We start from the raw sequence: 24565 nt of genomic DNA on the forward strand, positions 1-24565 counted from the left end.
AGCCCTCAATCCCGAGACCCGCAAGGACTCCGCCGTCCACGTTTCTCTTTCTTCATCTTCACTTGTCAAACAGCCCGTACTAATTAGTTCGCCTCGAACTACTTAGTACATCAACTTCTCTGGTCTCTTTCACCGTCGAAGTCCCCGTTGCCGGGGCGCTTCAAATAGCTGATTTTTGGAGACCGTCAAGAGCTTTTTTTTGAAGAAAAACTCAAGAGCCAGTCAGCAGAAAAAACAACATCAGGCCCGAAAGTCGGGCGCCTCAGTCATCAGTGATGTCCGGCTGGCGTGGTGGTGAGATAGTGCGGCGCCGCATCCCGTGCAAGAACTTTTTGCGACGGCTGTGCAGAATTGTGGATAGCGCTGTCGCATCCCGCGCTCTGCCCCGTCACACGCCGTTTCCGTTCCATTTTGGAACGGATGCCGCGCGCAGCGTCAGAAATTGCTCGTCCGAGGTTGCAACAGCGAACGACACGAGCGCGGATGCACATGCGGACGAGATCTTCCGCAAGGATCCAGCGGACCGCCGAGCCCGAGGTCGCCACTCGCGGCATTGCACACATGCTCGGCCACCGCAAAGCCGCGCTCGGCTGTCGTCAGATGCGTCTCGATGTGGGTCTTGCGATGACGCCATCCGGCGCGTCCGGGATCGCCGAGTGACAGATGGTATTTCCGTGCGCGTCCTGCTGGCCTGCGGCGACGCCGAGCACCTGCTCTCGCGGATTGGTCAGCCCTGTTGCCACAAGCTCAGGAGGATTGCCGGCCCGATGCAGTCACCCTGCTCTTCCGATACGCGCCAGCTAGCGCGGTCGCGGCGACGTGTTGCGTGCCGGCGCGGTCAGGAAGCGATCGAGCTCCACGATGGCCTCGGCCTCGCGGGCGCGGCGCAAATGCCTCGCCTGCTCGATGCCTGGCGGCAGACGTTTCGCGATGTCGCGCGCCTCACGCGCCGCTTGGAGCAACCGCTCTGCCAGCGTCATGGTCTGCTTGACGCGCCGGCGCCGTTTCTTCTGGCTTTCTTCCATGCGAGGTTGGATCCGGTTTCATCTCGGCGCCTATGGCCGCGCCGCGAGCGTCGATGCTAGCCGCAGCAGTGCCTTCCGGCTGTATCAATTGATACGGGTGCGCATGTTTGGCGGCCCTGAATGCGGAACGGCTCGCCGCATCGCACGATGCGAGCGCGCCATCACTCCGTCGTTGATCGAAACAATCCAAACTTCCGAAGTCGTCCCGGCGCTCAGCGCTGCGCGAACTTGATGGTCGACACCGGCCAGCGGCCGTCATGGCCCGTGATCGTGATGCGCAGGCCGTGCAACTCGTCGAGATGGACCTGCTCCACGGTTCCCGCCTTGCCGTCGCTCAAGGCGACGCACTTCCCGATCAGCTCCGTCTGAGCATGCTCGAACTCGTACAGGATGGTGAAGGCTCGCGTCTTGACGGCAACCATGGGGAACGGTGGGACTGATGGGAAGCCGCAACACTGCGGAGGACAGGCCGGCGCTGGCCGATAGATCAGGGCTGCGCCGGTCTGCGTCAACCACCCTCAAGCGATCGTGCACGCCGTTGCGATGGCGTGCACGATCCGGTCAGCGGCACTCAAAACTGGCCGCATCCTCGAGATTGCCGCTGCCCTTGTAGGTCAGCACTTTCGGGAACGCGCACAGATCGCGCGTGCGGCCCGGCCAGGGCACGTCGGGCGCCTTCCGCGCAGTGGCGCGGATCGTTTCCGGCGCCGCGGCCTTGCCCTCCACCCAGGCATCCAGCGCGCTCAGCGCGTCGAACTGGTCGGTCGCAGGTCCACCGCCGCAATGGTTCATGCCGGGAACCAGGAACAGCCGCGCGAAGCCGTCAGCGTCGCTGTATTTCTTCTTCAGCTGGTCGACATAGTCGACCGTATCGAGCGCCGAGAAGATCGGATCGGCGGTGCCGTGGTAGAACAGCATCTTGCCGCCCTTCGACTTGAACTTGTCGAGATCGGTCGAGGTCGCCGCCTCATATTCCATCCCGGCATCGAAGCCGCCGGCGCCCTTCATCACCTTGGGCACGTCGCGGTCGATGTCGAAATTGCGCACCCAGGCGACCAGATCGGTCGGCGTCTCCGGCGGGCTCATGAAATCATACGGCACGCCGCCGGCGATCAGCGTCAGGTTGCGCGCATTCGGCGGGCTGGATTTGGGCGTACCGAGCTTCCACGCGCGCCAGCCCGGCGAGGCGAGGCCGGGGTCATAGGGCCAGCGCGAATAGATCAGCCCGCCCATCGCATTGCGGCTGCCGTCGAACATCAGCTTGATGGCCTTCAGCTTGGGCGCGGACAGGCACTGCGCACTCTCGCCATCCTTGCAGGCGAGCACCGCCGGATCAAACCGGCAGGCCATGACGTCCTGCACCATGCCATCCTTGGCGCCGTCGGCGCCGTCGCACGCGGCGGTCACGCCATCAGCCACCAGCTTCAGGTCGTCATCGGTCAGCGCGCTGCCGACATCGGCCTTGCCGTCCGGCCCGGGCGGCGCGATCGCCAGCAGCGCCTGCTCCTGCACGATCACGTCGATGCCGGCGAGCGGCACGCGATAGGCCGGCGCACCGGAGATGACGCCGTCGAACAGCTCGGGAAAGCGTTGCGTCACCGCCATCGCCTGGCGGCCGCCGTTCGAACAGCCGGCGAAATAGGAGCGCCGGGGCGTATTGCCGTACAGCTTCTCGGTCGCGCCCTTCGCGGCCGCGGCCACCGGCGGGATCGAGCTGTAGCCCTTGTCGCGCCGCGCCTGCGGATCGAGCCCGAACTGGTACGGCCCGAGCGGACCGGGCTCCTCGAGATGGCCGGAATCGGTCGAGGCCGCGGCATAACCGTTGGACAGGGCATTCGGCGGCGTTGCGCCGGTCACCAGGCCGAGCGCCGGGCGCAGCACGCCGTCGACGCCGCCGCCGCCCTGGAAGACGAACTTGCCATTCCACGTCGCGGGCAATCGCAGCTCGTAACCGATGGCATATGGCTTGCCGTCGATGCCGGTGCGCTCGTTGATCTTGCCGCGGATCAGGCAATGGTCCGGCGCCGGGCTCGTCACGCCGGCGGGCGCGGGCGGCGCCAGCTGCACGCCGCCGGCGGCGACGAATTCAGATGTGACGATGCGGCCACTGCCGGAAAAGCCCTGCGCCAGCGCGGCACAGCTCGCCTTGAAATCCTCGGCATGCGCGGATGCCATGGCCGACGAGCTCAGCAACAACGCGGCCAGTGCCGTCACCCGGATCTGCATCAATCTATTCCTCCCCAACGCGGCCCTTGAGCCTGGCTCGCGCCGTCATTGCCTTGCGGCGCGCTCATCACGTCGAACCATAGCCAAGCCTGCGCGGCTCGCAAGCGGCCGTGCGCACCGACGCAATTGAAAACGCCGGCCGAAGCGTGCCATCTGGTGCGGTTACGGAAGGCGTCGAGGGACATCATGGCTGCGGATATCAAGTTGAATGCGTTTGCGATGAACTGCGTCGGGCACCAGTCGCCCGGGCTATGGCGGCATCCGCGTGACCGCTCCTCCGACTATAACCGCCTGCCCTATTGGCTCGACCTGGCGAAGACGCTGGAGCGCGGCCGCTTCGATGGCATGTTCCTCGCCGACGTGCTCGGCGTCTATGACGTCTATGGCGGCACCCCCGACGCGGCGCTGCGCCACGCGATCCAGGTGCCGGTCAATGATCCGATGATGCTGATCTCGGCGATGGCCGCGGTCACCGATCACCTCGGCTTCGGCGTGACCTGCACGCTGTCCTACGAGCCGCCCTACCCGTTCGCCAGGCGGATGTCGACGCTCGACCATCTCACCGAGGGCCGCATCGGCTGGAACATCGTCACCGGCTATCTCGACAGCGCCGCGCGCGGCATGGGGAAAGAGCGCCAGACCGCGCATGACGACCGTTACGACGTCGCCGACGAGTACATGGAGGTCGTCTACAAGCTGTGGGAAGGCAGTTGGGAGGACGACGCCGTCCAGCGCGACCGCGCCAGCGGCATCTTCACCGATCCGGCGAAGGTTCATCGCGTCGTCCATCAGGGCGAGAACTACCAGCTCGACGCCATCCATCTGTCCGAGCCGTCGCCGCAGCGGACGCCGGTGCTGTACCAGGCCGGCACCTCGCCGCGCGGCCGCGTGTTCGCCGGCCGCCATGCCGAATGCGTGTTCATGTCCGGCCCGTCGGCCAAGATCATCGCGCCACGCGTCGCCGCGATCCGACAGGCCGCGGTCGAGGCCGGGCGCGCAGGCACCGACATCGTCATCTTCAGCATCGCCACCGTCGTGCTCGGCGAGACCGATGCGGCGGCGGAAGCAAAATTCGCCGACTATCGCCGCTACATCGACCACGAGGCGTCGCTGACCTTGATGTCCGGCTGGACCGGCGTCGACTTCTCGACCTATGAGCTCGACCAGCAGGTCCGCCACGTGCTCAACGATGCCGGCCGAAGCGCAATGGACAACGTCACCCGCGCCGATCCGGACCGGGTCTGGACCGTGCGCGAGGTCGCCGAGCACATCGGCATCGGCGGCATCGGCCCGGTGTTCGTCGGCTCGCCGGCCAAGGTCGCCGATCTCATCGAAAGCTGGATCGAGCAGACCGGCGTCGACGGTCTCAACCTTGCGTTTGCGCTGTCGCCGGAGAGTTTTGCCGATGTCGCCGACATGCTGGTGCCGGAGCTGACCAGGCGCGGCCGCTACAAGAAGGCGTATCAACCGGGCACGTTGCGCGAAAAAATGTTCGGCCGCGCGCGGCTCGCCGCGCCGCATCCGGCGGCGAGCTACCGGCCGTAGGCCCGGCGCGCGCCGCTCACGCGGACAACAGCTGCAGCATTTGCGAGACCGCCGCCGCGATCGGCTTGATGATGGGTACGGCGAATTGCGGCTGCAGCTGATCGGCCGCCTGCGCCAGCGGCCCGCCGCCGATGATGACGGCATCTGCGCCGTCCGCGATGCAGCCGCGCACGGCCTCCGCGAGCGCCGTGGCGAGACGCGCCGGATCGGCCGCGAGCACGGTCGGATCACCCGGCGTGAGGCGCGTCCCCGTGAACTGCGCCGACAGACCCAGCCTGTCTGCGGCATCCGCGATGCTCGAAACCAGCGCCGGCGTCACCGTGGCGACGCCGAAGCGGCGCCCGCCTGCCCCGGCCTCGCGCATCGACGCCTCGCCGATTCCCACCACCGGCAGCGGACCACCACTGCGAAGCTCGGCGGCACCGGGATCGCCGAACGCGGCGACGATGATGCCGTCGCAATGGCCCAGATGAGCGCGCCCGATCTCGATGACCTCCGCGGCCGACGCCGCAAGCGCGGCGCCATCGGTGATCATGGCCGGTGCCCGCGCCGCAGTCGCGCCGATCACTTCAGCCCGCCCTGCACAGCAGGCCGCGGCAATCGAGACCATCATCGCGGTGGTCTCCGCCGAGCTGTTGGGATTGATCAGGAGGATGCGAGGCATGGGTCGCGGCGCTCGGTGTGGGAGCTCTCCTCGTGGCCAATCGCGGCCCGCACGTCAACAACGTTGTCAACAGCAGCGTTCTATCTCGCAGCGCATGCGGTGGCCGTGATTGCGCCCTCGCCCCTTGTGGGAGAGGGCATGTCGGATAGTTCAGCAAGCTCGGTTGGGTGAGGGGTATGCCTCCCCAGACCGCGCTCGCGGATAGAGACCCCTCACCCGAGCGAGTTCGAGGATCGGCCGGCGATGCCCTCTCCCACAAGGGGAGAGGGCGTTGTATTGCGCAGCTGTAAGGAGGCAACGCGGCCTCGCATACGCCGGTGCTGACCCCGCATGTCGCTGCGCTCATGCAGGCTACGGGAGTGGTCCAATCCGCATCGACAGCTCGACCTCGTCGCCGAACGGCACCGAGAGATAGCCGTTCGCCGGAGAGCGGACATGAGCGAGATAATCCGGACAATAGTCCGCATTGTCGGCCACGATGAACGCGCCCGCACTGAGCCGGCTCTCCAGCAGCGCCAGGACGTCGCCATACAGCGGCTTGGCGCCATCGAGCAGCACGAGATTGATCGTCTCGGGAAGATCGCGACCGAGCGTCTGCAGCGCATCACCTTCGCGGATCTCGACGAGATCGAGCAGGCCACCTTCGGCCAGATGCTTGCGCGCACGAGCGACCTTGGACGACTCGAACTCGGTGGTGATCAACCGGCCGCCGCCATTGTCGCGCAACGCCGCTGCCAGAAACAGCGTCGAGATGCCGAACGAGGTGCCGAACTCGACGATCGATCGTGCCCGGAAGCTGCGCACCAGCATGTAGAGCAGCAGGCCGGTATCGCGCGACACCGGCAGGGGAAAGTCCTTGAGCTGCGTGTAGAGCTCGACATGGCCGGACTTGCTGCGCATCAGCTCTTCGCCGCGTTGCTGCATGCCGGCGAAGGCCGGACTCGTTTCCGGTCGCAGCAGCGCGGCCTGAGCCAGGAGGCGATCCAGCAGCGATGCGATCGGTTGGGATGTGAGAGTGATCATGGAGTTTCTCCGTGTCTCGAGGGATGTCGTTTGCGTCCCGGTCAAAATACGAATAATCAGTCGCATTCGCTAATCGCATTCCGGACCACGCCATGGCGTCAGCTCGTAAAGCCTCGATTTCCGCGCGAAAACAGCCGCAACAGGCGCGCTCGACCGACCTCGTCGCGGCCATTCTACAGGCGGCTGTTCAGGTTTTGAGGACGGAGGGCGCGCAGCGCTTCACCACCGCGCGCGTCGCCGAGAAGGCGGGTGTCAGCATCGGCTCGCTCTATCAGTACTTCCCGAACAAGGCCGCCATCCTGTTCCGGCTGCAGAGCGACGAGTGGCAGCAGACCACGGACCTGCTGCACGGCATCCTGGACGACAAGGGCCGTCCGCCGCTGCTGCGCCTCCGCGCGCTCGTCCACGCCTTCCTGCAATCGGAATGCGACGAGGCCGGGGTCCGCGGCGCCCTCGACGACGCCGCCCCGCTCTACCGCGATGCGCCGGAATCGAAGCAGGCCCAGGCGCGCAGCCGCCGCGCCATGCTGGCCTTCATCCGCGAGGCGCTGCCCAACGCGGCCGACTCCGAGCGCGCGCGGGCCGCCGACCTGATCAAGACGACGCTGAGCCAGGTCGGCAAACACTTCTCCGACACGCCGCGCAGCCGCGCGGAGATTGCGGCCTATGCCGATGCGATGGCGGACATGTTCTGCGCATATCTGGAGAGGGCCGGCGCGCGGCAACGACATCGCGCTGGAACGTCCTCGCGCGTCTCACCGCGATGACGGTGCACTCCCTCTCCCCGTTCTTCACGGGGAGAGGGTCGGGGCGAGGGGCAGCCGCACGAGTAGTTCCTATAAGGACCCGTGACACCACCATCAATCGGATCACATCTTTGATGTAGTCCGACCTCCCCCCGCAGACGGCAGTGCTATCGCATATGTCGATGTCGGGCTCTCGCGATAAGCAAACCTGCCAGCTAGTTGCTCCGTCATGCCCGGGCTTGTCCCGGGCATCCACGCCGTTCTCAGGATGCTGAACGACGTGGATGGCCGGGACAAGCCCGGCCATGACGATGTGGAGACAGACGAACGCAAAACTCCAATCTGCGTACGCGACAGCCCTGCCTGTAGAGGTTAGAATCACGCGTCCTCGCCTGCGCCAGAAAGCTAAATTCTCCCGCATTCTCAACGCTGATTTGCCTGTCCAGTCCCTCCACGAAAAATATTCATGTTTCTTATTTTCAGAATTCATGATGGTATCCCGCTGTCCCGCCCGATCGAGAGGGGCGTTTCGCGAACGTCACGAAGCGTCGGGTGGGATGCGATGGCCGGGTCTCGTCGCAGCGTGCGTCAAGCATGCCGACGAACGATGGGAGCCGGACGGCGAAGTCGCGTGGTCCTGATACTCCGACGCTAGTATCAAGTGGGCGGGATGCCGAGGGGGTATCCTGCCGACGACGGTGGCCAGAAAGCACGGCGCACCGGGGAGATCGCGTATAAGCCGTAAGCCCGTTGCGCAGGGAGGGCCGGATGTCCGGCTGAACCTGTGGTTCCTGCCGCCTGCATTTTTTTCTGCAGGCGGGCCATGGGTGTCAGTCGATGCCCGGCCTTCCCTGTGCCCTCTCCCAAGGAGGGACGAACGGCAGAGACATCTCGGGCGCCTGGCACGTCGCGAGTTCATGGACGGCTGTCTGATTGCGCCTCGTTCGAGAAGGAACGGATTTCTCCCAACAACGTGGAGCGGAGAAGATTGATCCCCATCCCGACCGATCTGCAAAATTGCCCAGGGACAGCGATCCTGCGAATGATCTCACGAGCCTTGCATGCATTCGCCCTCAGGAGATTTGCCAGATGACACCTTTCAGCGGTCCACATCGTCCCGCCCGCCACTTTGATCTGGCTCGCCGCAGCCTGATGGCGTTGGCCATCGGTCTACTCGGCTCGCTCGCCGCCCCCGCGGCCGACGCGGCAGAAACGCTGCGCATCGGCTATCAGAAATCCTCGACCCTGATCGCGCTGCTCAAGGCCAATGGCGAGCTGGAGAAGGCGCTCGCGCCGCTGGACATCAAGATCAGCTGGCACGAATTCTCCAGTGGTCTCCCCCTCCTCGAAGCGATCAATATCGGCAGCATCGATGTCGGCGCCGACGTCGCCGACACCGTCCCGGTGTTCGCGCAGGCCGCCGGCGCCAAGCTGGCCTATGTCGCGGAGGAAGCTGCCTCGCCCTCGGCGCAGGCGATCCTGGTGGCGACGGCCTCGCCGACGAAATCGCTGGCCGATCTGAAGGGCAAGAAGATCGCGGTGACCAAGGGCGCCGGCAGCCACTATCTGCTGCTATCAGCGCTCGCCAAGGCCGGCCTCACCTTCAAGGACATCACCCCGGCCTATCTGCCACCCGCCGACGGCCGCACCGCCTTCGTCAGCAACAATGTCGATGCCTGGGTGGCGTGGGATCCGTTCCTGACCAGCACGATCCGGCAGTCGGGCGCGCGCGTGCTCACTGACGGCCGCGATGGGCTGGCCAACTACAAGCGCTACTACCTCGCGTCGGCCGATTACGCCGCGAAGCACGGCGACGCGCTCAACGTCATCTATGGCAAGCTCGTCGACACCGGCAAATGGGTGAAGACGAACCCGGCGGCAGCCGCGAGTCAGCTCGCGGCGCTCTGGGGCATCGATGACGCAACCGTCGAGGAAGCCAACAGCCACCGCTCCTACCAGGTCGGCGCGGTCACCGCCGCAGGCCTGTCGGAGCAGCAGAAGATCGCCGATGCTTTTCTCGCCGAGCACGTTCTGCCGGTGAAGGTGGACACGTCGGCATTGGCGATCTGGACACCGAAGGCGCCGTGAGCCAGATGACCCGTCGCCCGGAGGCGGGCGTCTCGAAGGGCGGTGGAGACCGGGCCGCTTGCTGCAGGCGGCTGCCACGTACCATTGCCCTGCCCGCTGGGGAGAGGTGATCACGTAAGCTAAGCTTTTGCTTTCAGCGATAGCCGCCGAATGCTTTATGACCGGGCCGGACCACACGGACCGAACGAAGGAGACCACCTTGACTGCCCATCTTCCGCCGCCGACCGACCGCAGCACCGAGCACCCCGCGCATCGCATCTTCGTCGACCGCTGGTCGCCGCGCGGCTTCACCGACGAGGCGCTGCCCGAGAGCGCGCTTCTGACCTTCATCGAGGCGGCGCGCTGGGCGCCCTCCTCCTATAATTCGCAGCCCTGGCGCTTTCTCTACGCGCTGCGCGGCTCGGCCGAGTTCGACACCTTCCTGGCGCCGCTGATCGAGTTCAACCGCGGCTGGGCCCAGCATGCGGCTGCGCTGGTCTACGTGGTGTCGAAGAAGACCTTCATTCCGGCCGGCAAGACCGAGCCGGCGCCGACCCGCACGCATTCTTTCGACGCCGGCGCCGCCTGGGCCAACTTCGCCAACCAGGCCGCTGTGTCCGGCTGGGCCACCCACGGCATGAGCGGCTTCGACGTCGCCGCAGCGCAGACTGCGCTGGGCGTGCCCGATGGCTTCGCCGTGGAAATCGCGATCGCGGTCGGCCGCAAGGGCGACGGCGAGAAGCTTCCGGCCATGCTGAAGGAGCGCGAGAAGCCGAGCGCTCGCCTCGCGATTGCCGAGATCGCAGCATCGGGCCTGTTCCCGAAGAGCTTCGGCGGCTGACGAATGGACGTGTTCGGGGGCGGCGTGTGGCGCCGCCCCCTTAGCGATCGATCTCGACAACACGGAGATGGATCTGTGCTCGCGGCCATCCTTCGAGACGCCCGCCTCTTGCGGGCTTCTCGGGATGAGGACGGAATGTGCGGCGAGACAGCTAAAGCGACATGCGCCGAGCAAGGGACGATGGGAGGACGTTGGGAAGAGATACTTGCCCACGAGCTCCGCTTCCCTACGTGGCAAACTCTCGCCCCTCATGGTGAGGAGCGCCGCTTTGCGGCGCGTTCAGGCGATGCTATCGCATCGCCTTGAGAACCATGAGGCCACCGACCGGAACGCGGGATTCGCAGGTCCTGACGTCCGCTGAAATCTATGGCAGAAGGTGCGACCTGCCCGAGGGGAGTTGATCCGCATGCCGCCGCCGAAACCGCCTGCCTTCGAGACCCTGAGCCTGCATGCGGGCCAGCATCCGGATCCCGCGACCGGCGCCCGCGCGGTGCCGATCTACCAGACCACGTCCTACGTATTCGACGACACCGAGCACGCGGCCGCTTTGTTCAACCTCGAGCGCGCCGGCCATATCTACACCCGCATCTCCAACCCGACGACAGCAGTGCTTGAAGAGCGGCTGGCGGCGCTGGAAGGCGGCGTCGGCGCGGTCTGCACCGCCAGCGGACAGGCGGCGCTGCATCTGGCCATCGCCACCCTGCTCAACGCCGGCGATCACATCGTCGCTTCGTCGTCACTTTATGGCGGCACCATCAACCTGCTGGCGCATACGCTGCCGCGCTTCGGCATCAATACGAGCTTCGTCAGGCCGCGCGACCTCGATGGCTTTGGCGCGGCGATCCGACCGAACACGCGGCTCGTGATCGGCGAGACGCTGGGCAATCCCGGCCTCGAAGTGCTCGACATCCCCAGGGTGTCCGCGATCGCGCATGACGCCGGCGTGCCGCTCTTGATCGACAACACCTTCGCCACGCCCTATCTCAGCCAGCCGATCGCGCAAGGCGCCGATATCGTGATGCACTCCGCGACCAAATGGCTCGGCGGCCATGGCATCGCGATCGGCGGCGTCATCGTCGATGGCGGCAGGTTCGACTGGCGCGCGTCCAGCAAATTCCCGCAGCTGACCGAACCCTATGCCGGCTATCACGGCATCGTCTTCGACGAGCAGTTCGGCACCGCGGCCTTCATCATGCGCGCGCGCACCGAAGGCCTGCGCGATTTCGGCGCCTGCCTGTCGCCGACCAATGCATTCCATCTGCTGCAGGGCGTCGAGACGCTGCACCTGCGGATGGAGCGCCATGTCGCGAACACCAGCGCGGTGCTCGCCGCGCTCACGACCAACAAGGCGGTCGACTGGGTGCTGCATCCCTCACTCGAGAGCCATCCGGACCACGCGCTTGCCAGGGAGTTGCTGCCCAGGGGCGCCGGCTCGATCGTTTCATTCGGAATCAAGGGCGGCCGGCCCGCCGGGCGCAAGTTCATCGAGAGCCTGAAGCTGATCAGCCATCTCGCCAATGTCGGCGACGCCAAGACGCTGGTGATTCATCCGGCGTCGACCACGCATCAGCAGATGGACGCCGCCCAGCTCGCGGCCGCCGGCATCGGCGAGGAGCTGATCCGGCTGTCGGTCGGCATCGAGGCGGCCAGCGACATCATCGACGATCTCGGACAGGCGCTGCGCGCCTCGCAGAAGGTGTGAGCCATGCAGCTGTCCATTGCTGATCGCGAAATGTTCGCGGCGACCGGCGGTCGCGCGTTCGATCCCTCACTGCCCGCCGTCGTTTTCGTGCACGGTGCCGGCTTCGACCATTCGGTCTGGGCGCTACACAGCCGCTGGTTCGCCCATCACGGCTTTGCCGTGCTGGCACCTGATATGCCCGGCCACGGCCGCTCCGCAGGCCCTGCTCTGCCGACCATCGCGGCGATGGCCGACTGGATCATTGCGCTGTTGCAGGCGGTGAACGCCAAGCCGGCGCATCTCATCGGCCACTCAATGGGCTCGCTGATCGCGCTCGACGCGGCGGCCCGCCATCCCGATCGCGTCTCGGCGCTGAGCCTGATCGGGACGGCTGCGACGATGACGGTCGGGCCGGATCTCCTCAAGGCCGCCGAAGCGAATGATCACGCCGCCATCGACATGGTCTCGATCTGGGGACTGGGTTTTGCCGCCGAGCTCGGCGGCAGCCGCGCGCCGGGGCTGTGGATGCATGGCGGCGCCCAGGCGACATTGGAGCGCTGCGCGGCGGGCGTGCTGTTCAACGACCTCTCCGCCTGCAACAACTATCAGGATGCGCTGGCATCAGCGGCGAAGATCGCGGTTCCGACACGCGTGATCCTTGGCGAGAAGGACATGATGACCCCGGTGAAGGCCGGCAAGGCACTCGCGGCTGCGATCTCGCAGGCGCGCACGATCGTGCTGCCGGGTGCCGGACACACGATGATGGCGGAATGTCCGGACGCGCTGCTCGATGCCCTCATTGTTAGTTGAGCAATGAAGCCTTGTTCCGCTGGTGGATCCGGCCGACACGGTGCGACGTCGCCACAGGGTGTAATTAGGAACGTCGCGTGAAGCGCTCGATTGGTGGTTGGTGAAACCTCAAGGGAGCGCAACAATGCGGAAGACAATTCTCACGATTTTCGCGGCAACGGTGATTGCGGCCGGCTCGGTCGGCGCAGCCCTGGCTCAGGGCGGTGGCGGTGGTGCAGGTGGCGGCGCAGGTGGTGGCGCAGGAGCCGGTGCCGGTGCGGGCGCCGGTGGCGGCACTGGCAGTGGCGGCATGGGCGCGGGCGGCGTGGGCAGTGGCGGCAGCGGCGGCGCGGGCGGCACGACAGGCGCAGGGACGGGAGCTTCCGGCTCGGGCAGCGTCGGCAACGGATCGGGGACCGCCACGGGTACCGGATCAGCCACCGGTAACTCGTCGAACAGCTTCGGCGGCGGCTCGCCGAGCACGAAGGGTGTGCGCAACGGTCTGCCGCCGCACTGACGTCTTCAAACACGTTGCGGCGGCCTTGCGAGGCCGCTGCGACATTGTGACATTCATGCGACCTTGTGCCACCGATCGGGCAGCACCAAGACCCGGAACGGGCCATTGCGGCGAAACGTTGCTCCTCACATCTCAAGAACAGAAAGGAGCACGCAGATGCAGCTGCGCAAACTTTTGACGGTCGCCGCGCTCGGGACCATGACACTCTCCGCGGCAACACCCCTCGCCGCCGCACCTTTGCTGCCGAACCATCCGGCCAGCACGCCAACCGGCCCGGCGGCCGGCGTTGAGCAGGTTCAGTACCGCCACTGGCGCGGCGGGCACGACTGGCATCCCGGCCTCGGCCGCCGCCACGGCTATCAGTACGGCTATCGCCATCACCACAACGGCTCCGGTGCTGCAGTCCTCGGCGGGCTCGCCGCCGGCGCAATTATCGGTGGCGCCATCGCCAACAGCCGCGCCCAGGCCAGCGAGTCCGATGTCTATTGCGCGCAGCGCTATAGATCTTTCGATCCGGCCTCCGGCACCTATCTCGGCCGTGACGGCCGCCGGCACTCCTGCCCATGACGACAACGCGTGGTCGATGCCGGTGTCCGGCATCGACCGCTCCTCAACACCGTCGTTCCCTTAGACCAAGGATGCGCGACAATCGGTCCGCCCGACAGCTGCAACAAAGCTGCACGCATCCGGTTTGAGCAACACCCTGACAGCAACGGGAGAACTCAGGATGGTCACCTTCAAAGCCGCAGCGACGCTCGCGATCGCCGGCGCCTTGTCCTTGTCAACACTGCAAACCGCCTCCGCCGCGCCGCTCACGGCGTTGTCGTCGGCCGCGAAGCCCGGCCCTGAGAGCTCGCACGCCGTCCAGGTCCGCTACGGCGGCTGGCATGGCGGCTGGGGCGGCGGCGCCGCAATCGGTGCAGGCCTGCTGGCGGGCACCGTGATCGGATCGGCGATCGCAGCACCCCGCTATTACGGCGGCTACTCGCCTTATTACGGCGGCTATGGCTACGCCAGCTCGCCCTATTACGGTTATAGCGGCGGCTACTATCCCGCCTATTCGTATCGCCCGTACTACAGCGGGTATGGCTACAGCTACGCGCCGCGCCGGGTCTATCGCAGCTACGGCTACTCGTACGGCCCGCGGCCATGGCGGCACAGCTACGGCTACTACCGCGCTCCAGGCTGGGGCCATAATCACGGCTGGCACGGTGGACGCCATTTCGGACACGGCCGCGGCCACGGCGTGATCCGCACACATCACCGCTGGTGAGATTGATCGAGCTTCGGTGCGGCCGGTCTGCCGGCCCGCACCGAAGCCTATTGCCTCAGGTGCCGCCTCCCGTAGACGACGGCCCCTGCTGCCGCGCCGCGATGATGCCCCGATCGATCCGCGCGACCTCAGCGGCGGGGATGACGTACTCGTCGTGATCGCGCCACGCAAATGCGACGAACGTCGCGAACGCTCCCATTGCGCCAAGCGCGACCATCCACCAGATATGCCAGATCAGCGCGAACCCCATGAGGGTCGCGAAGAACGCGCAGACGAAACCGGTGGGGGAGTTCTTTGGCAGCTCGATGTCCCGATAGTCATGGTCGCTGGTGTGGAGCTGCTGGTCTTTCGCGTTTTCCTTGATCCGCCAATACGCATCCTGCCCTGTGACATTCGGCATCACCGCAAAGTTGAACACCGGCGGCGGCGAGGAGGTCGCCCATTCCAGCGAGCGGCCGTCCCAGGGATCGCCGGTCGTGTCGCGCAGCAGCTCGCGATCCCTGATGCTGAAGACGAGCTGTAGGATCTGGAGGATGACGCCGATCGCGAGCAGCGCCGTGCCGAAAGTCGCCGCCGCCAGCCAGGGACGCCATTCGGCGACGTCGTAATGCTGCATGCGCCGGGTCATGCCGAGCAGGCCGACCACGTAGAGCGGCATGAAGGTGACGTAGAAGCCGATCAGGGTGAACCAGAACGCCGCCTTCCCCCAGCTCTCATACAAACGAAAGCCGAACGCCTTGGGAAACCAGTAAGTGACGCCCGCAAACACCCCGAACAGCACGCCGCCGATGATCACGTTGTGGAAATGGGCGACCAGGAAAAGGCTGTTGTGCAACAGGAAGTCCGCCGGCGGCACCGCGACCAGCACGCCGGTCAAGCCGCCGATCATGAACGTGATCATGAAGCCGACCGACCACAGCATCGGCGTCGTGAACCTGACACGCCCGCCATACATCGTGAACAGCCAGTTGTAGATCTTCACGCCCGTCGGCACGGCGATGATCATGCTGGCAATGCCGAAAATCGCGTTGACGTCCGGCCCTGCGCCCATCGTGAAGAAATGGTGCAGCCACACCATGAAGGAGACCACGCAGATCGCCATGGTCGCCAGCACCATGGAGCGATAGCCGAACAGCGACTTGCTCGAGAATGTCGCGACCACCTCCGAATAGATGCCGAAGGCCGGCAGAACCAGGATGTAGACCTCGGGATGCCCCCAGGCCCAGATCAGGTTCATGAACATCATCATGTTGCCGCCGGCCTCATTGGTGAAGAAATGAAAGCCGAAATAGCGGTCGAGCATCAGCATCGTCAGTGTCGCCGTCAGAATCGGGAACGCCGCGACGATGAGCAGATTGGAGGCCAGCGTGGTCCAGCAGAACATCGGCATGCGCAGATAGCTCATGCCCGTGGTGCGCAGCTTGAGCACGGTCGTGACCAGGTTGATGCCGCTGACCAGCGTCCCGACCCCGGAGATCTCCAGCGCCCAGATGTAATAGTCAACTCCGACACCTGGCGAATAGGTCAGCTCCGACAGCGGCGGGAATGGCAACCAGCCGGTGCGGGCGAACTCGCCGACCACCAGCGAGACGTTGACCAGCAGAGCGCCGGTCGCAGTCAGCCAGAACCCGACGGAGTTCAGCGTTGGAAACGCGACGTCGCGCACGCCCAGCTGCAACGGCACCACGAGATTCATCAGGCCGATCACGAACGGCATGGCGACGAAGAAGATCATGATCGTGCCGTGCGCGGAGAAGATCTGATTGTAATGCTCCGGCGGCAGATAGCCGTTGGAGTGGAACGCGACCGCCTGTTGCAGGCGCATCATGATCGCGTCGGTGCCGCCGCGCAGCAGCATGACGAAGGCGAGCAGGATGTACATCACACCGATGCGCTTGTGATCCACGCTCGTGATCCACTCGCGCCAGAGATAAGGGAGGTAGCCCTTCAAGAACACCCAGAGCAGGACGCCGAGGATGGCGACGAGCACGATCCCCGCAGCGACCAGCGGGATGGGCTGGCCGAACGGGATCGCCGACCACGTAAGCTTGCCGAGCATGCAGCCTCCGGATCAGCGGTGCGCGCGTGCCCGCGGTGCGCGATGCGGTCGGCGCCCGCGGGAGATCATGATGAGCACAAGCCCGCCGAGGCCGACGGCCAGGCCGATCTTGCTCAGTTGTCCTGCCGGCGGCAGCCCCTTGCGCCCGAGCCAGCCGCCGCTAACGGCGGTACCGGCGGTGATCGGCGCCAGCACGGCCCCCGTGCTGCGCGGAGCGCCTTTGGCACGCGCGAGCAGAAAACGGAACGCCGTGCTCACCAGCCGCTCGGTCGGACGGCGGGCCAGCGCGTAGGAGATTTGCCCGAGCCGCGCCGGCCAACCGACGGCGACTTCGTCGCGCGGCGCATGGATCAATTGGACGAAGGTGTCGGCGACGTCCTCGGGACGATACAAAAGCGGCCCAGGATCCAGATTGCGACCGGACACGTTGGCGCCGTGCACGAAGCCGGGCGTGTCGACCATCGCCGGGAACACACTGCAGACGTGGATGTCCTTGTGAGCCGCGAGTTCCTGGCGAAGGCTGGCCGAAAAGCCGCGCAAACCGAACTTGCTGGCGGTATAGGCGGCCGCGAACGGCGTCGGGGCCCAGCCGCCCAGCGAGATGTTGTTGATCAGCGTTCCACGCCGCTGCCGCAGGAAGATCGGCAGCGCCGCATAGGCGCCGTTCATCGTGCCCAGCAGATTGACCTCGATGGTCTTTCGATGAAGCGCGATGTCCGCGTCCTGATAAGCACCGAACACGCCGGTTCCGGCGTTGTTGATCCACACATCGATGCCGCCGAACGTCTGCATGGCGCCGTCGGCGAGGTGCTTCACAGCCTCGGCATCGGTGACATCGGTTCCAACCGCAATGGCGCGTCCGCCGAGCGTCTCGCACTCCGTCGCGACATCGTTCAGCACATCCTCGCGGCGCGCTGCCAGGACAAGGCTGGCGCCCTCCCGCGCCAGCGCGAGCGCCGTCGCCCGGCCGATGCCGCTGGATGCGCCGGTGATGACGATACGGGTTCCTCTCAAGTCCCGGATCAGTCGCCTCGCCTCGGGCGAGGCATCCAGCAGCCAGCCGAGGGAGCGGCGCAGTTGCGTGGTGCCGCCGGTCTCAAACCATCGCCCATGCGCAAAGATGACGCGCTCGGGCGCCAACGCAATCAGCCGCGCCGCCGCAAGCTGAACCGCGCGGCCGCCCAAGCGAAGCAGCAGGCGCAGATAGGCCGGCGCCTTGCCATCTGGGGCCGTGATCCCGAGAACGCTCGCGGCTGCACGCGGCAGCATCGACAGCCCCTCGGGCGCCAGATTCTGGACGAGATCGGTGAGAACGAGCGTGCGGCTCGGCTTATGGAACAGCTCGACCTCGGTGAACAGCGGCGCGGCGAGGAGGACGAGCTGAAGGTCATCGGACCACTCGTCCGGCGCGACATCGGTCAGTTCGCGATCGATGCGCAGCCGGCTGCGGCGGACCTGTTGCCGATCGGCAATCCCTGGTGCTGCGTAAAGCCGTGCCTCGGGCAGCGCCGCCTGCCAGTCCGGCAGGAACATCCAATGCGCCACGTTTGGCGCGAGCAGATATTTGATCGGGCCGAGCTGTTCCAATTGCTCGCGCAGCGCAAGAGAATACCGGGTCGGCGAGTGCAGCAGCAGATCGCCGCTCGACAGGCGGATCACCGTCATGCGGACCGGCAGCGGCAGGCCGGCGGCACTGATGCGACCGGCATCGACGATCCACACATTGTCCGCAACCGCGCGCAGTCCGTGGCCGAAGCTTCGAAGCTGATTCTGTTGAGTCATGAGCGATCCGCCGACGTGTTGCCCGTCAACAAACCTCCGGAGCGCGTCATGGTTTCAATCCGCGGCGCCGAGGTTATTGCGCTGCGCTGCCGCCCAGGCGGGACAGCCGACCGGGCCAGCACAGGGACGATCCGCCCGACCGTTCCAGGGAGTTCTGCCAGATCCCGGTCTGGAGGTCCGAGCGCCGGCGCAACGCAGAGCGGAAGGCTCCCGGCCGGCCGTCAGCGCAGGTAGCTGGCGAGATTCAGGCTCTGGATTTTGGAAATCGCCGTATAGGAAGCCGTCAGCTGCGCCTGGTAGGTCGACAGCTGGGCGGTGACGGCGGCGACGTCGACGCTGGTCAGGTCGGTCGCAAGGCTCTCTGCATAGCTCTTGAAGTCGGTCTGCTGCGACTTGGCGCTCTCGATCCGCGAGGCGGCGTCCGACAGCTTGGCTTGCACGGTCGCTACGTCATCGACGGCTTGGTCGGCGAGTGTCAGGGCGGAGGTGATGTCGGTCGTCGACAGGCTCGAGCTGTTCGCGACGAATTTCAGCACCCGCATCACCTCCTCGAAGGCGGCATTGTCGGCCGTCACGCCATAGGTCACCGATTGGCCATCGGACACACGGACCGACGCCAGCTCACCGTCGCCCTGAAAATAGCTCGTATCGGCGGTCGTAAGCGATCCGGTTCCAGAGGCGAAGGTCGACGTGTCGACCGCCGCTGCCGACGTTCGCGCCCCACCGAACAGGTGCTGCCCGTCATATTGCGTGTTCAGAATGGCGGCCATCTGCTGCAGCAATTGCTGCGCAGAGCTGATGGCCGAGGCCGTTCCGGTGCTGCTTCCGGAGCTCGCAGCACTCAGGGCCGAACGCAACTGCGTGACGATGTCGGAGACCTGCCCTACGGCGGAGTACATGACCTGCACCTTGCTGTCGGCCAGAGTCGCAGAGTCGATGTAGGACTGGGCCCGTGTCACCGAGACCTGCAGATTGACCACGTGCTGGGTGTCCGCGCCGTACTCGGCGAGATATTCAGACCTCAGCCCCGAGGCCTCCTGGACCTGCAGATTGGCCATCGTGGCCTGCGTCCGCAGCGCGCTCACGATCATCTGGTCGGCATTGGCAAATGTCGCGATCCGCATCGTCATGGCATGGGTTTCCGGCTAGTTCGACTGTACCGCGCTGAGCAGCGACGAGAACATGCTGTTGACGACCGAGATCAACTGGGACGCCGCCGCGTATTTGTTCTGCAGCGCGCTGAGCCGCCCCGTCTCCTCATCGATGTTGACGCCGGACTGCGACGACAGCGAACTGGCATAGCTGGATTGTGCGGTCGATTTGGCCGTGTAGTTGGTCGACGCCTGGGAGGCCTTGCTGGCCACATTGGCCACGATCACCGCCGCATAGTCCGCGAAAGACCCGGTCGTGGCACTCAGGCCTCCGGCCGACGCGAAGCTGGTCGATCCGGTCAGCTTGTCGTAGAGCGCATTGATGATCGTCGCCGAGCCCGACGTCAGGACCTGAGTTCCAGTCGTCAAGGTCGCCGAGCTGTCGAGGGTGTCCGTCGGCAGGCCCGCGGTTCCGCTGAGCATGCTGCTGTTGACGGCGAAGTTGGCCGCGCCGGTGCCCGTCACCAGGTCGTTGATGCCGAAATAGGCCGAGAAGCCGGTTCCGCCAATGCTGCTGGTCATGTCGTTAATGGCAACGCCATTGTCCGACGACGTCGAGGTCAGCGCAAGATGGCCGCCAGAATCGATCGAGGCCGTGATCCCGATGTTGCGGGCATTGATACCCTTCACGAGGTCGTCAACGCTCGAATAACCCGAGAGGTCGAAATCGCCGTAAGAGACGAGATTGCCGCTCTGATCGGTGACCGCGATGCGGACCGTTCCCGTTGCCGACAGGGACGTCGCGCTGCTCACGGTCGCCGATCCGGTCAGGCTGGTCGGAGGTGGCACCGCCGAAGCGCCGTTGGTGATGCCGTTGAGCGCCGATTTCAGCTGGGACGCCAGTTGATCGAGCTGCGTCTGCACGGCCGGCAGCGTGTCGTCCCGCAACGTGATCAGCGAACCGATCTTGCCCGAACTGATCTGCGAGGTAACGTCGACGCCGTCCACCATGATGCCGTTGAAACGCGACGAGGCCGAGACATTTACTGACGCGGTATAGCTGAGCGTATGCGCCGAACTATCGACGAGAGCGCGGCCCGACGATGTATAGACCTGGAGATCCCCGTTGGAAGCGGAGTAGTAGCTCACATTCATGTAGGAGGACAGGTCCTGCAGCGCGGAGTTGCGCTCGTCCTCCAGATCGGCCGTCGACTGGCCGGAGGCGGCCATCTTCCGGATCTCGAGGTTCAGGTCGGCAATCTGCTTGAGATCGTCATTGACGCTCTGGATCGACGACGCGATCTCCTTGTCGGCATTGCCGCGCAGCGTCTGCACGCCGCTCGAGGTGCTGCGCAGCTGGCTTGCGAAGTCGTCGAGCGCGCTGATGACGGCGGATTGCAGCGACACGCTGCTCGGCGAGTTCGCCAGCGACGACAGCGCCGACTCCAGGGAGGCCAGCGAATTTGCGAGAGACGTCCCGGTGGTCGATGTCCCCGAGGAGGACGCACTGCCGAACAGCTGCTGGAGTTGCGCCAGATAGCTGTTGGTCGTATCGGCAGAGCCGAGGTCGGAATTCGCACCGATCAGCGATTTGAGCAGCAGCTTGTCGACATTGCTGGAAATTCCGGTGATGGACACACCGGTTCCTATACCGCCGGTCACATTGGTGACCTGGTTGGCCGTCTTCCGCGTGTACCCTTTCGTGTCGGCGTTGGAGATGTTCGACGACGCCACGCTGATCTGCAGCTCCGTGGTGGAGATGCCCGTGAAGGCGACCAGACGTGCAATATCGAGCGACATTCATCCTACTCCCGGTATCGGCTCGCCATCACGCGCTGAAGTTTGTTCCACACGAGGTTGCTCGCGCGGTCCGCCGTCCGCTGGCCCCATAGGGCGACGCGTTGGCGATCTGCTCGCGGATGGCCTGCATCACCGCCTCGATGCGACGGTTGCTCGCCTCGATGGCCGCCCGCAGGCGCACGAGATTCTCGTCCATCGCGCTGCGCAGAGTCAGGATGTGCTCCATCAGCTGTTCGCGCAGGACACGGTCGCGGACGTCGAGGCTCGCGGTCCGCCTGGCGCATTCGGCGACCCTGTGCTCGAACAGCCCCGCCAGCCGATTCTTGTCGTCGAGCTGCTTGGAGCGCGAGGCCGGCAGGCCCTTGGCGAGCTCCATATTTTCCTCGGACAAGACCGCGATCAGCTCGTCGATCAGCGTGATCAACGTCCGCACCTCGTCATCGGTTGCCGCCGGCTGACAGCCCTGAATTGCTCGTTTCATCCTATCGCTCCCAATCTCATTGTCCGCGCAAAGGCCGACGGCCCGTCTGGGCGACTTTTGCGTAGGTGTTCAGCGCCGTCACGCGTACGGCGGCCACCTTGAACTCTGCTTCGAGCTGCGCGCACTCGCGCAACAGCTTTCGCCGCACCGTCTCGATATCGTCCATCAGCGCCAGGAGCTGCGCACGGTCATCCCGTCCGGCCGCCGCGGCGCGCAGCCGCAGCCGTCGCAGCTTCTTCAACAGCGCCTCGCCTTCGCTGGGCCGGTCCCTCTTCAGGTCGGCCATGCCTCACCTCATCGACGAGATCAGAGTGTCGTACATCTTGTTCACCGCGGAGATGACCTGGGAGGCCGCGGAATAGGCCTGCTGTGCCGAGATCATGTTGCTGAACTGGCCGGTGGTGTCGGTCGTGCTCGACTCCAGCTCGCTACCATAGATGGTGCCGGCACCATTCTCGCCTGACGCCTGCAGGGCTGCATTCCCGGAGGTCGCCGTCGACGTGTACATGCCGTTGGACTGCGCCACCAGGCCGTTCGGATCGGCGAAGGTCGCGACTGCGATCTTGTAGATCGGGACCGTCTGTCCGTTGGAGTATGTGGCCTCGACCAAGCCGTTCTTGCCGACGGAGATGCTGCTCAACGTCCCGAACGAAATGCCGTCGGAATTGGCGCTGAAGTTGGAGACGCTGGGAGTCGAACTGCCGGACGACAGCTGAGTGAGACCGTCCGTACCACCTCCTGTCGTACCAAAATCGAGTGCGATCGAGCTCGCGGCGGCACCGTTATTCCACGTGATGCCGAGATTCGTCGAGGAGACGGTGCTGAGCGATCCATCCGAGTTGAAGTCGATCGTGTAGCTGCCGCTGGTGACGGTCCCGTCCGACGCCGTGGCCGGCGCGAAATCGGCGGTCCATTCGTTAGCCGTGCTCCCTTTGGTCCAGGTGACGTTGAGCGTGTGCGATTGCCCCAAGGAATCGTACACGGTCATCGAGCTGCTGAAGCTGTCGCCGCTGGCTGCATCGGCCGGAAGGTTGGCGGCAACCGACGTCTTCGTGGTCGCCCCGCCATTCGTCAGTGCGACCTTGGTATTGACCGGCTCCAGACCGCTGCCAACAACGTTGCCGCTCGCGTCGGTGCGCCAGCCTTCGAGATAGTAGCCATTGTTCTCGAGGTAGCCGGCATTGTCGGTCGTGAATGCGCCGTTACGGGTATAGAAGGTTCCGCCTCCGGCCGAGGTGGAATTAGTGGCCACGAAGAAGCCGGAGCCCTGGATGGCGACGTCAGTGGTGTTTGTCGTGGCGGCCAACAATCCCTGCTGGGTGATGTTGGAGCGGCCGGAGACCGACACGCCCCCGGACGAGTAGGCTTTCGAGTTGCTCGATGCCGTCACCAGCTGCTCGAACAGACCGGACGTCGTCTTGTATCCGGTCGTGTCGGCGTTCGAAATGTTATCGCTGATCATCGCGAGCGAGGAGCTCTGCGCATTGAGCGCCGAGATCGCGGATGACAAGGCTCCAGAGAGACTCATGATTGACTCCGAATGATGCCGTCAGGAGGTGACGCCGAGGATGTTGCTGGCGCTGACCGGCACGCCGCCGACGGTGAGCGAGGGGGTACTGGTCGAGGTGTCTATTCCGGTGACTGTCCCGGTGATCGTCGTGTAGTTAAGGACCGAGTTTCCGGCAGCGTCCGTCGCAGTCACGGAGATCGTGTACTGGCCGCCGTCACTGAGCTGGTTGCCGCTCGAATCCGTGCCGTCCCAGGTGATGGTGTTCGAGCCCTTGTTGCCGCTGCCGGTGCCAGTCCAGACCGTGCTTCCGGAGGCGTCTTTGATCGAGATCGAGACGGTGGATGCTGCCGAGGACAGCGAGTAGCCGAATGTCGCCGAGCCGTTGGAGAGAACGGCGGTGTCCGTCTTCGCCTCGACGGTGTGGCCGATGTAGTTGACCGAGTTCAGCGTCACCAGGCTCGAGAACGATCCGGCGAGCGAATCCATGCTGGTGTTGATCGACTGCTGCTCGGTGAAGTTTGCATAGGACGTCATCTGGTTGATGAAGTCGGTCACGCTTGTGGCGTTGAGCGGATCCTGGTTCTGCAGCTCGCTCACGAGCAGCTTCAGGAAGTCGGTCGAGCTGAGCGTCGTGCGTGACGATGTGCTGGATGAGGACGTCGATGTCGTCGATACGGTCGACGAAGTCGTCGCGGAAACAGTCATGGCGAACTCCGGCTTTCACCGCCTCGCGCGGTGAACTACACCCGCTCACGAGGGGCGTTGCTGATCAAACGGCCGGAGCGCCGAATCCAGGCGCACGATGTGTTGAATTAGTCAGTTGATCCCACGGCAGAATTTGCCGCCGCATCGTTGGGCAGAGGCGGCAAAATTCGCCGCCCGCAAGGCGCCGTTCCTCGCAGCGATCAACTGGCGGCGTTGGCTTCGAACTGATGATCAGCGCGGAGAGTTCGAGCGGTCCAGCCGTCGCGGGAGCAGAGAACGAGCACGGGGATGCGTCACGGCGGGTTGCGCGCTACTGGCGCGGCCAGTAGCACGATGTGACGGCATCATCGACTTGGACGTTCAGCGAAGAAGAGGTCGGGGTCCGGCGCCGGCTCAGCCGGGTTGGTGAGCATCCGCAGATGCCGGCGAAGCATCTTCTGCCGCCATGCGACTCGCTGTGGCCAGGATCCGCCCGGTCAAGCCGGCCGGCGCGCGGACCTGAGGCGACGACAGCACATCACGGACGAGCCGTGCGTCCGCGATCAATCTCTGAGCTTCGGGCGAAGACGCGAGCAGATCAGTGGCCGCCTGGCGCTGCCCGGCCGGCCATTGGGAAATGTCTTCTCCCAACCGGTCGACCAGATCCTCGAATTCCCTGACGTCCATCGTCCGCTCATCCAGCGTGTCCGGGACCGTCATAAAGCATTCAGGCGGCGAACGAAATTGATATCGGCAATCGC

At 65.2% G+C, this 24565-nt stretch carries 23 protein-coding genes; 9 read left to right on the forward strand and 14 right to left on the reverse strand.

Translation table 11 applies throughout. The annotated features are described in order from the left end of the window. Positions 1 to 800: 800 nt before the first annotated feature. The 3 genes from ACQR1I_RS21950 to ACQR1I_RS21960 all read right to left on the reverse strand — a co-directional run bounded on the left by ACQR1I_RS21950 (position 801) and on the right by ACQR1I_RS21960 (position 3251). Positions 801 to 1025 carry a hypothetical protein gene (locus ACQR1I_RS21950; protein WP_434870968.1) on the reverse strand — a complete coding sequence of 75 codons (225 nt, stop codon included), beginning with the start codon at positions 1023 to 1025 and terminating at the stop codon, positions 801 to 803. 212 nt (positions 1026 to 1237) lie between these two features. Beyond that, positions 1238 to 1447 (reverse strand): PRC-barrel domain containing protein, encoded by a 210-nt coding sequence (locus ACQR1I_RS21955; protein ID WP_434870969.1) that lies wholly within the window; start codon positions 1445 to 1447, stop codon positions 1238 to 1240. Between the two features lie 139 nt (positions 1448 to 1586). Beyond that, a complete protein-coding gene (locus ACQR1I_RS21960; protein ID WP_434870970.1) occupies positions 1587 to 3251 on the reverse strand; it encodes a tannase/feruloyl esterase family alpha/beta hydrolase in 1665 nt (554 codons plus the stop codon). A 186-nt stretch (positions 3252 to 3437) separates the two neighbouring features. On the opposite strand from ACQR1I_RS21960, the gene ACQR1I_RS21965 reads away from it, so the two are divergent. After that, positions 3438 to 4796, forward strand: coding sequence for an LLM class flavin-dependent oxidoreductase (locus ACQR1I_RS21965; protein WP_434870971.1), 1359 nt, complete (start codon positions 3438 to 3440; stop codon positions 4794 to 4796). A 16-nt stretch (positions 4797 to 4812) separates the two neighbouring features. Here the strand turns inward: ACQR1I_RS21965 and ACQR1I_RS21970 are convergent, their stop codons facing one another. After that, a complete protein-coding gene (locus ACQR1I_RS21970; protein WP_434870972.1) occupies positions 4813 to 5460 on the reverse strand; it encodes an aspartate/glutamate racemase family protein in 648 nt (215 codons plus the stop codon). A 351-nt stretch (positions 5461 to 5811) separates the two neighbouring features. Beyond that, positions 5812 to 6483 (reverse strand): O-methyltransferase, encoded by a 672-nt coding sequence (locus ACQR1I_RS21975; protein WP_434870973.1) that lies wholly within the window; start codon positions 6481 to 6483, stop codon positions 5812 to 5814. A 92-nt stretch (positions 6484 to 6575) separates the two neighbouring features. Here ACQR1I_RS21975 and ACQR1I_RS21980 point away from each other — a divergent pair, with 92 nt between their 5' ends. The 8 genes from ACQR1I_RS21980 to ACQR1I_RS22015 all read left to right on the forward strand — a co-directional run bounded on the left by ACQR1I_RS21980 (position 6576) and on the right by ACQR1I_RS22015 (position 14397). Beyond that, on the forward strand, positions 6576 to 7250 hold the full coding sequence (locus ACQR1I_RS21980; protein WP_434870974.1) for a TetR family transcriptional regulator: 675 nt from the start codon (positions 6576 to 6578) through the stop codon (positions 7248 to 7250). A gap of 1068 nt (positions 7251 to 8318) precedes the next feature. Then, on the forward strand, positions 8319 to 9317 hold the full coding sequence (locus ACQR1I_RS21985; protein WP_434870975.1) for an aliphatic sulfonate ABC transporter substrate-binding protein: 999 nt from the start codon (positions 8319 to 8321) through the stop codon (positions 9315 to 9317). 199 nt (positions 9318 to 9516) lie between these two features. After that, positions 9517 to 10137 (forward strand): nitroreductase family protein, encoded by a 621-nt coding sequence (locus tag ACQR1I_RS21990; RefSeq protein WP_434870976.1) that lies wholly within the window; start codon positions 9517 to 9519, stop codon positions 10135 to 10137. A gap of 406 nt (positions 10138 to 10543) precedes the next feature. Then, entirely contained in the window at positions 10544 to 11839 is a 1296-nt protein-coding gene (locus tag ACQR1I_RS21995; protein ID WP_434870977.1) for an O-acetylhomoserine aminocarboxypropyltransferase, read from the forward strand. Between the two features lie 3 nt (positions 11840 to 11842). After that, a complete protein-coding gene (locus tag ACQR1I_RS22000) occupies positions 11843 to 12628 on the forward strand; it encodes an alpha/beta fold hydrolase (RefSeq protein WP_434870978.1) in 786 nt (261 codons plus the stop codon). Positions 12629 to 12752: 124 nt separating this feature from the next. Beyond that, positions 12753 to 13124, forward strand: coding sequence for a hypothetical protein (locus ACQR1I_RS22005; protein WP_434870979.1), 372 nt, complete (start codon positions 12753 to 12755; stop codon positions 13122 to 13124). A 156-nt stretch (positions 13125 to 13280) separates the two neighbouring features. Continuing rightward, positions 13281 to 13691, forward strand: a complete 411-nt coding sequence (locus ACQR1I_RS22010; protein ID WP_434870980.1) for a BA14K family protein — start codon at positions 13281 to 13283, stop codon at positions 13689 to 13691. 160 nt (positions 13692 to 13851) lie between these two features. Continuing rightward, the gene (locus tag ACQR1I_RS22015; protein WP_434870981.1) at positions 13852 to 14397 is read left to right on the forward strand and encodes a hypothetical protein; all 546 of its coding nucleotides are present in this window, start codon (positions 13852 to 13854) and stop codon (positions 14395 to 14397) included. A 55-nt stretch (positions 14398 to 14452) separates the two neighbouring features. On the opposite strand, the gene cyoB is transcribed toward ACQR1I_RS22015, so the two are convergent. From cyoB to ACQR1I_RS22060, 9 genes are all read right to left on the reverse strand, one after another. Beyond that, a complete protein-coding gene (gene cyoB, locus ACQR1I_RS22020) occupies positions 14453 to 16456 on the reverse strand; it encodes a cytochrome o ubiquinol oxidase subunit I (RefSeq protein ID WP_434870982.1) in 2004 nt (667 codons plus the stop codon). Between the two features lie 12 nt (positions 16457 to 16468). Then, positions 16469 to 18238, reverse strand: a complete 1770-nt coding sequence (locus tag ACQR1I_RS22025; RefSeq protein WP_434870983.1) for an SDR family oxidoreductase — start codon at positions 18236 to 18238, stop codon at positions 16469 to 16471. Between the two features lie 221 nt (positions 18239 to 18459). Next, entirely contained in the window at positions 18460 to 19368 is a 909-nt protein-coding gene (locus ACQR1I_RS22030) for a flagellin (RefSeq protein WP_434870984.1), read from the reverse strand. A 15-nt stretch (positions 19369 to 19383) separates the two neighbouring features. Next, positions 19384 to 21129, reverse strand: a complete 1746-nt coding sequence (gene flgK, locus ACQR1I_RS22035) for a flagellar hook-associated protein FlgK (RefSeq protein ID WP_434870985.1) — start codon at positions 21127 to 21129, stop codon at positions 19384 to 19386. Between the two features lie 28 nt (positions 21130 to 21157). Continuing rightward, positions 21158 to 21610: a flagellar protein FlgN gene (locus tag ACQR1I_RS22040; protein ID WP_434870986.1), complete on the reverse strand. Its 453-nt coding sequence runs from the start codon at positions 21608 to 21610 to the stop codon at positions 21158 to 21160. A 16-nt stretch (positions 21611 to 21626) separates the two neighbouring features. After that, complete coding sequence (locus tag ACQR1I_RS22045) at positions 21627 to 21896, reverse strand: hypothetical protein (protein ID WP_434870987.1); 270 nt, start codon at positions 21894 to 21896, stop codon at positions 21627 to 21629. Between the two features lie 3 nt (positions 21897 to 21899). Then, positions 21900 to 23138, reverse strand: a complete 1239-nt coding sequence (gene flgE / locus ACQR1I_RS22050; RefSeq protein ID WP_434870988.1) for a flagellar hook protein FlgE — start codon at positions 23136 to 23138, stop codon at positions 21900 to 21902. Positions 23139 to 23159: 21 nt separating this feature from the next. Continuing rightward, entirely contained in the window at positions 23160 to 23825 is a 666-nt protein-coding gene (locus ACQR1I_RS22055; protein WP_434870989.1) for a flagellar hook assembly protein FlgD, read from the reverse strand. 393 nt (positions 23826 to 24218) lie between these two features. Next, the gene (locus ACQR1I_RS22060) at positions 24219 to 24524 is read right to left on the reverse strand and encodes a hypothetical protein (RefSeq protein WP_434870990.1); all 306 of its coding nucleotides are present in this window, start codon (positions 24522 to 24524) and stop codon (positions 24219 to 24221) included. Positions 24525 to 24565: the final 41 nt, after the last annotated feature.

The organism is Bradyrhizobium sp. HKCCYLS2038 (genome assembly GCF_051167655.1).
GTDB lineage: Bacteria > Pseudomonadota > Alphaproteobacteria > Rhizobiales > Xanthobacteraceae > Bradyrhizobium.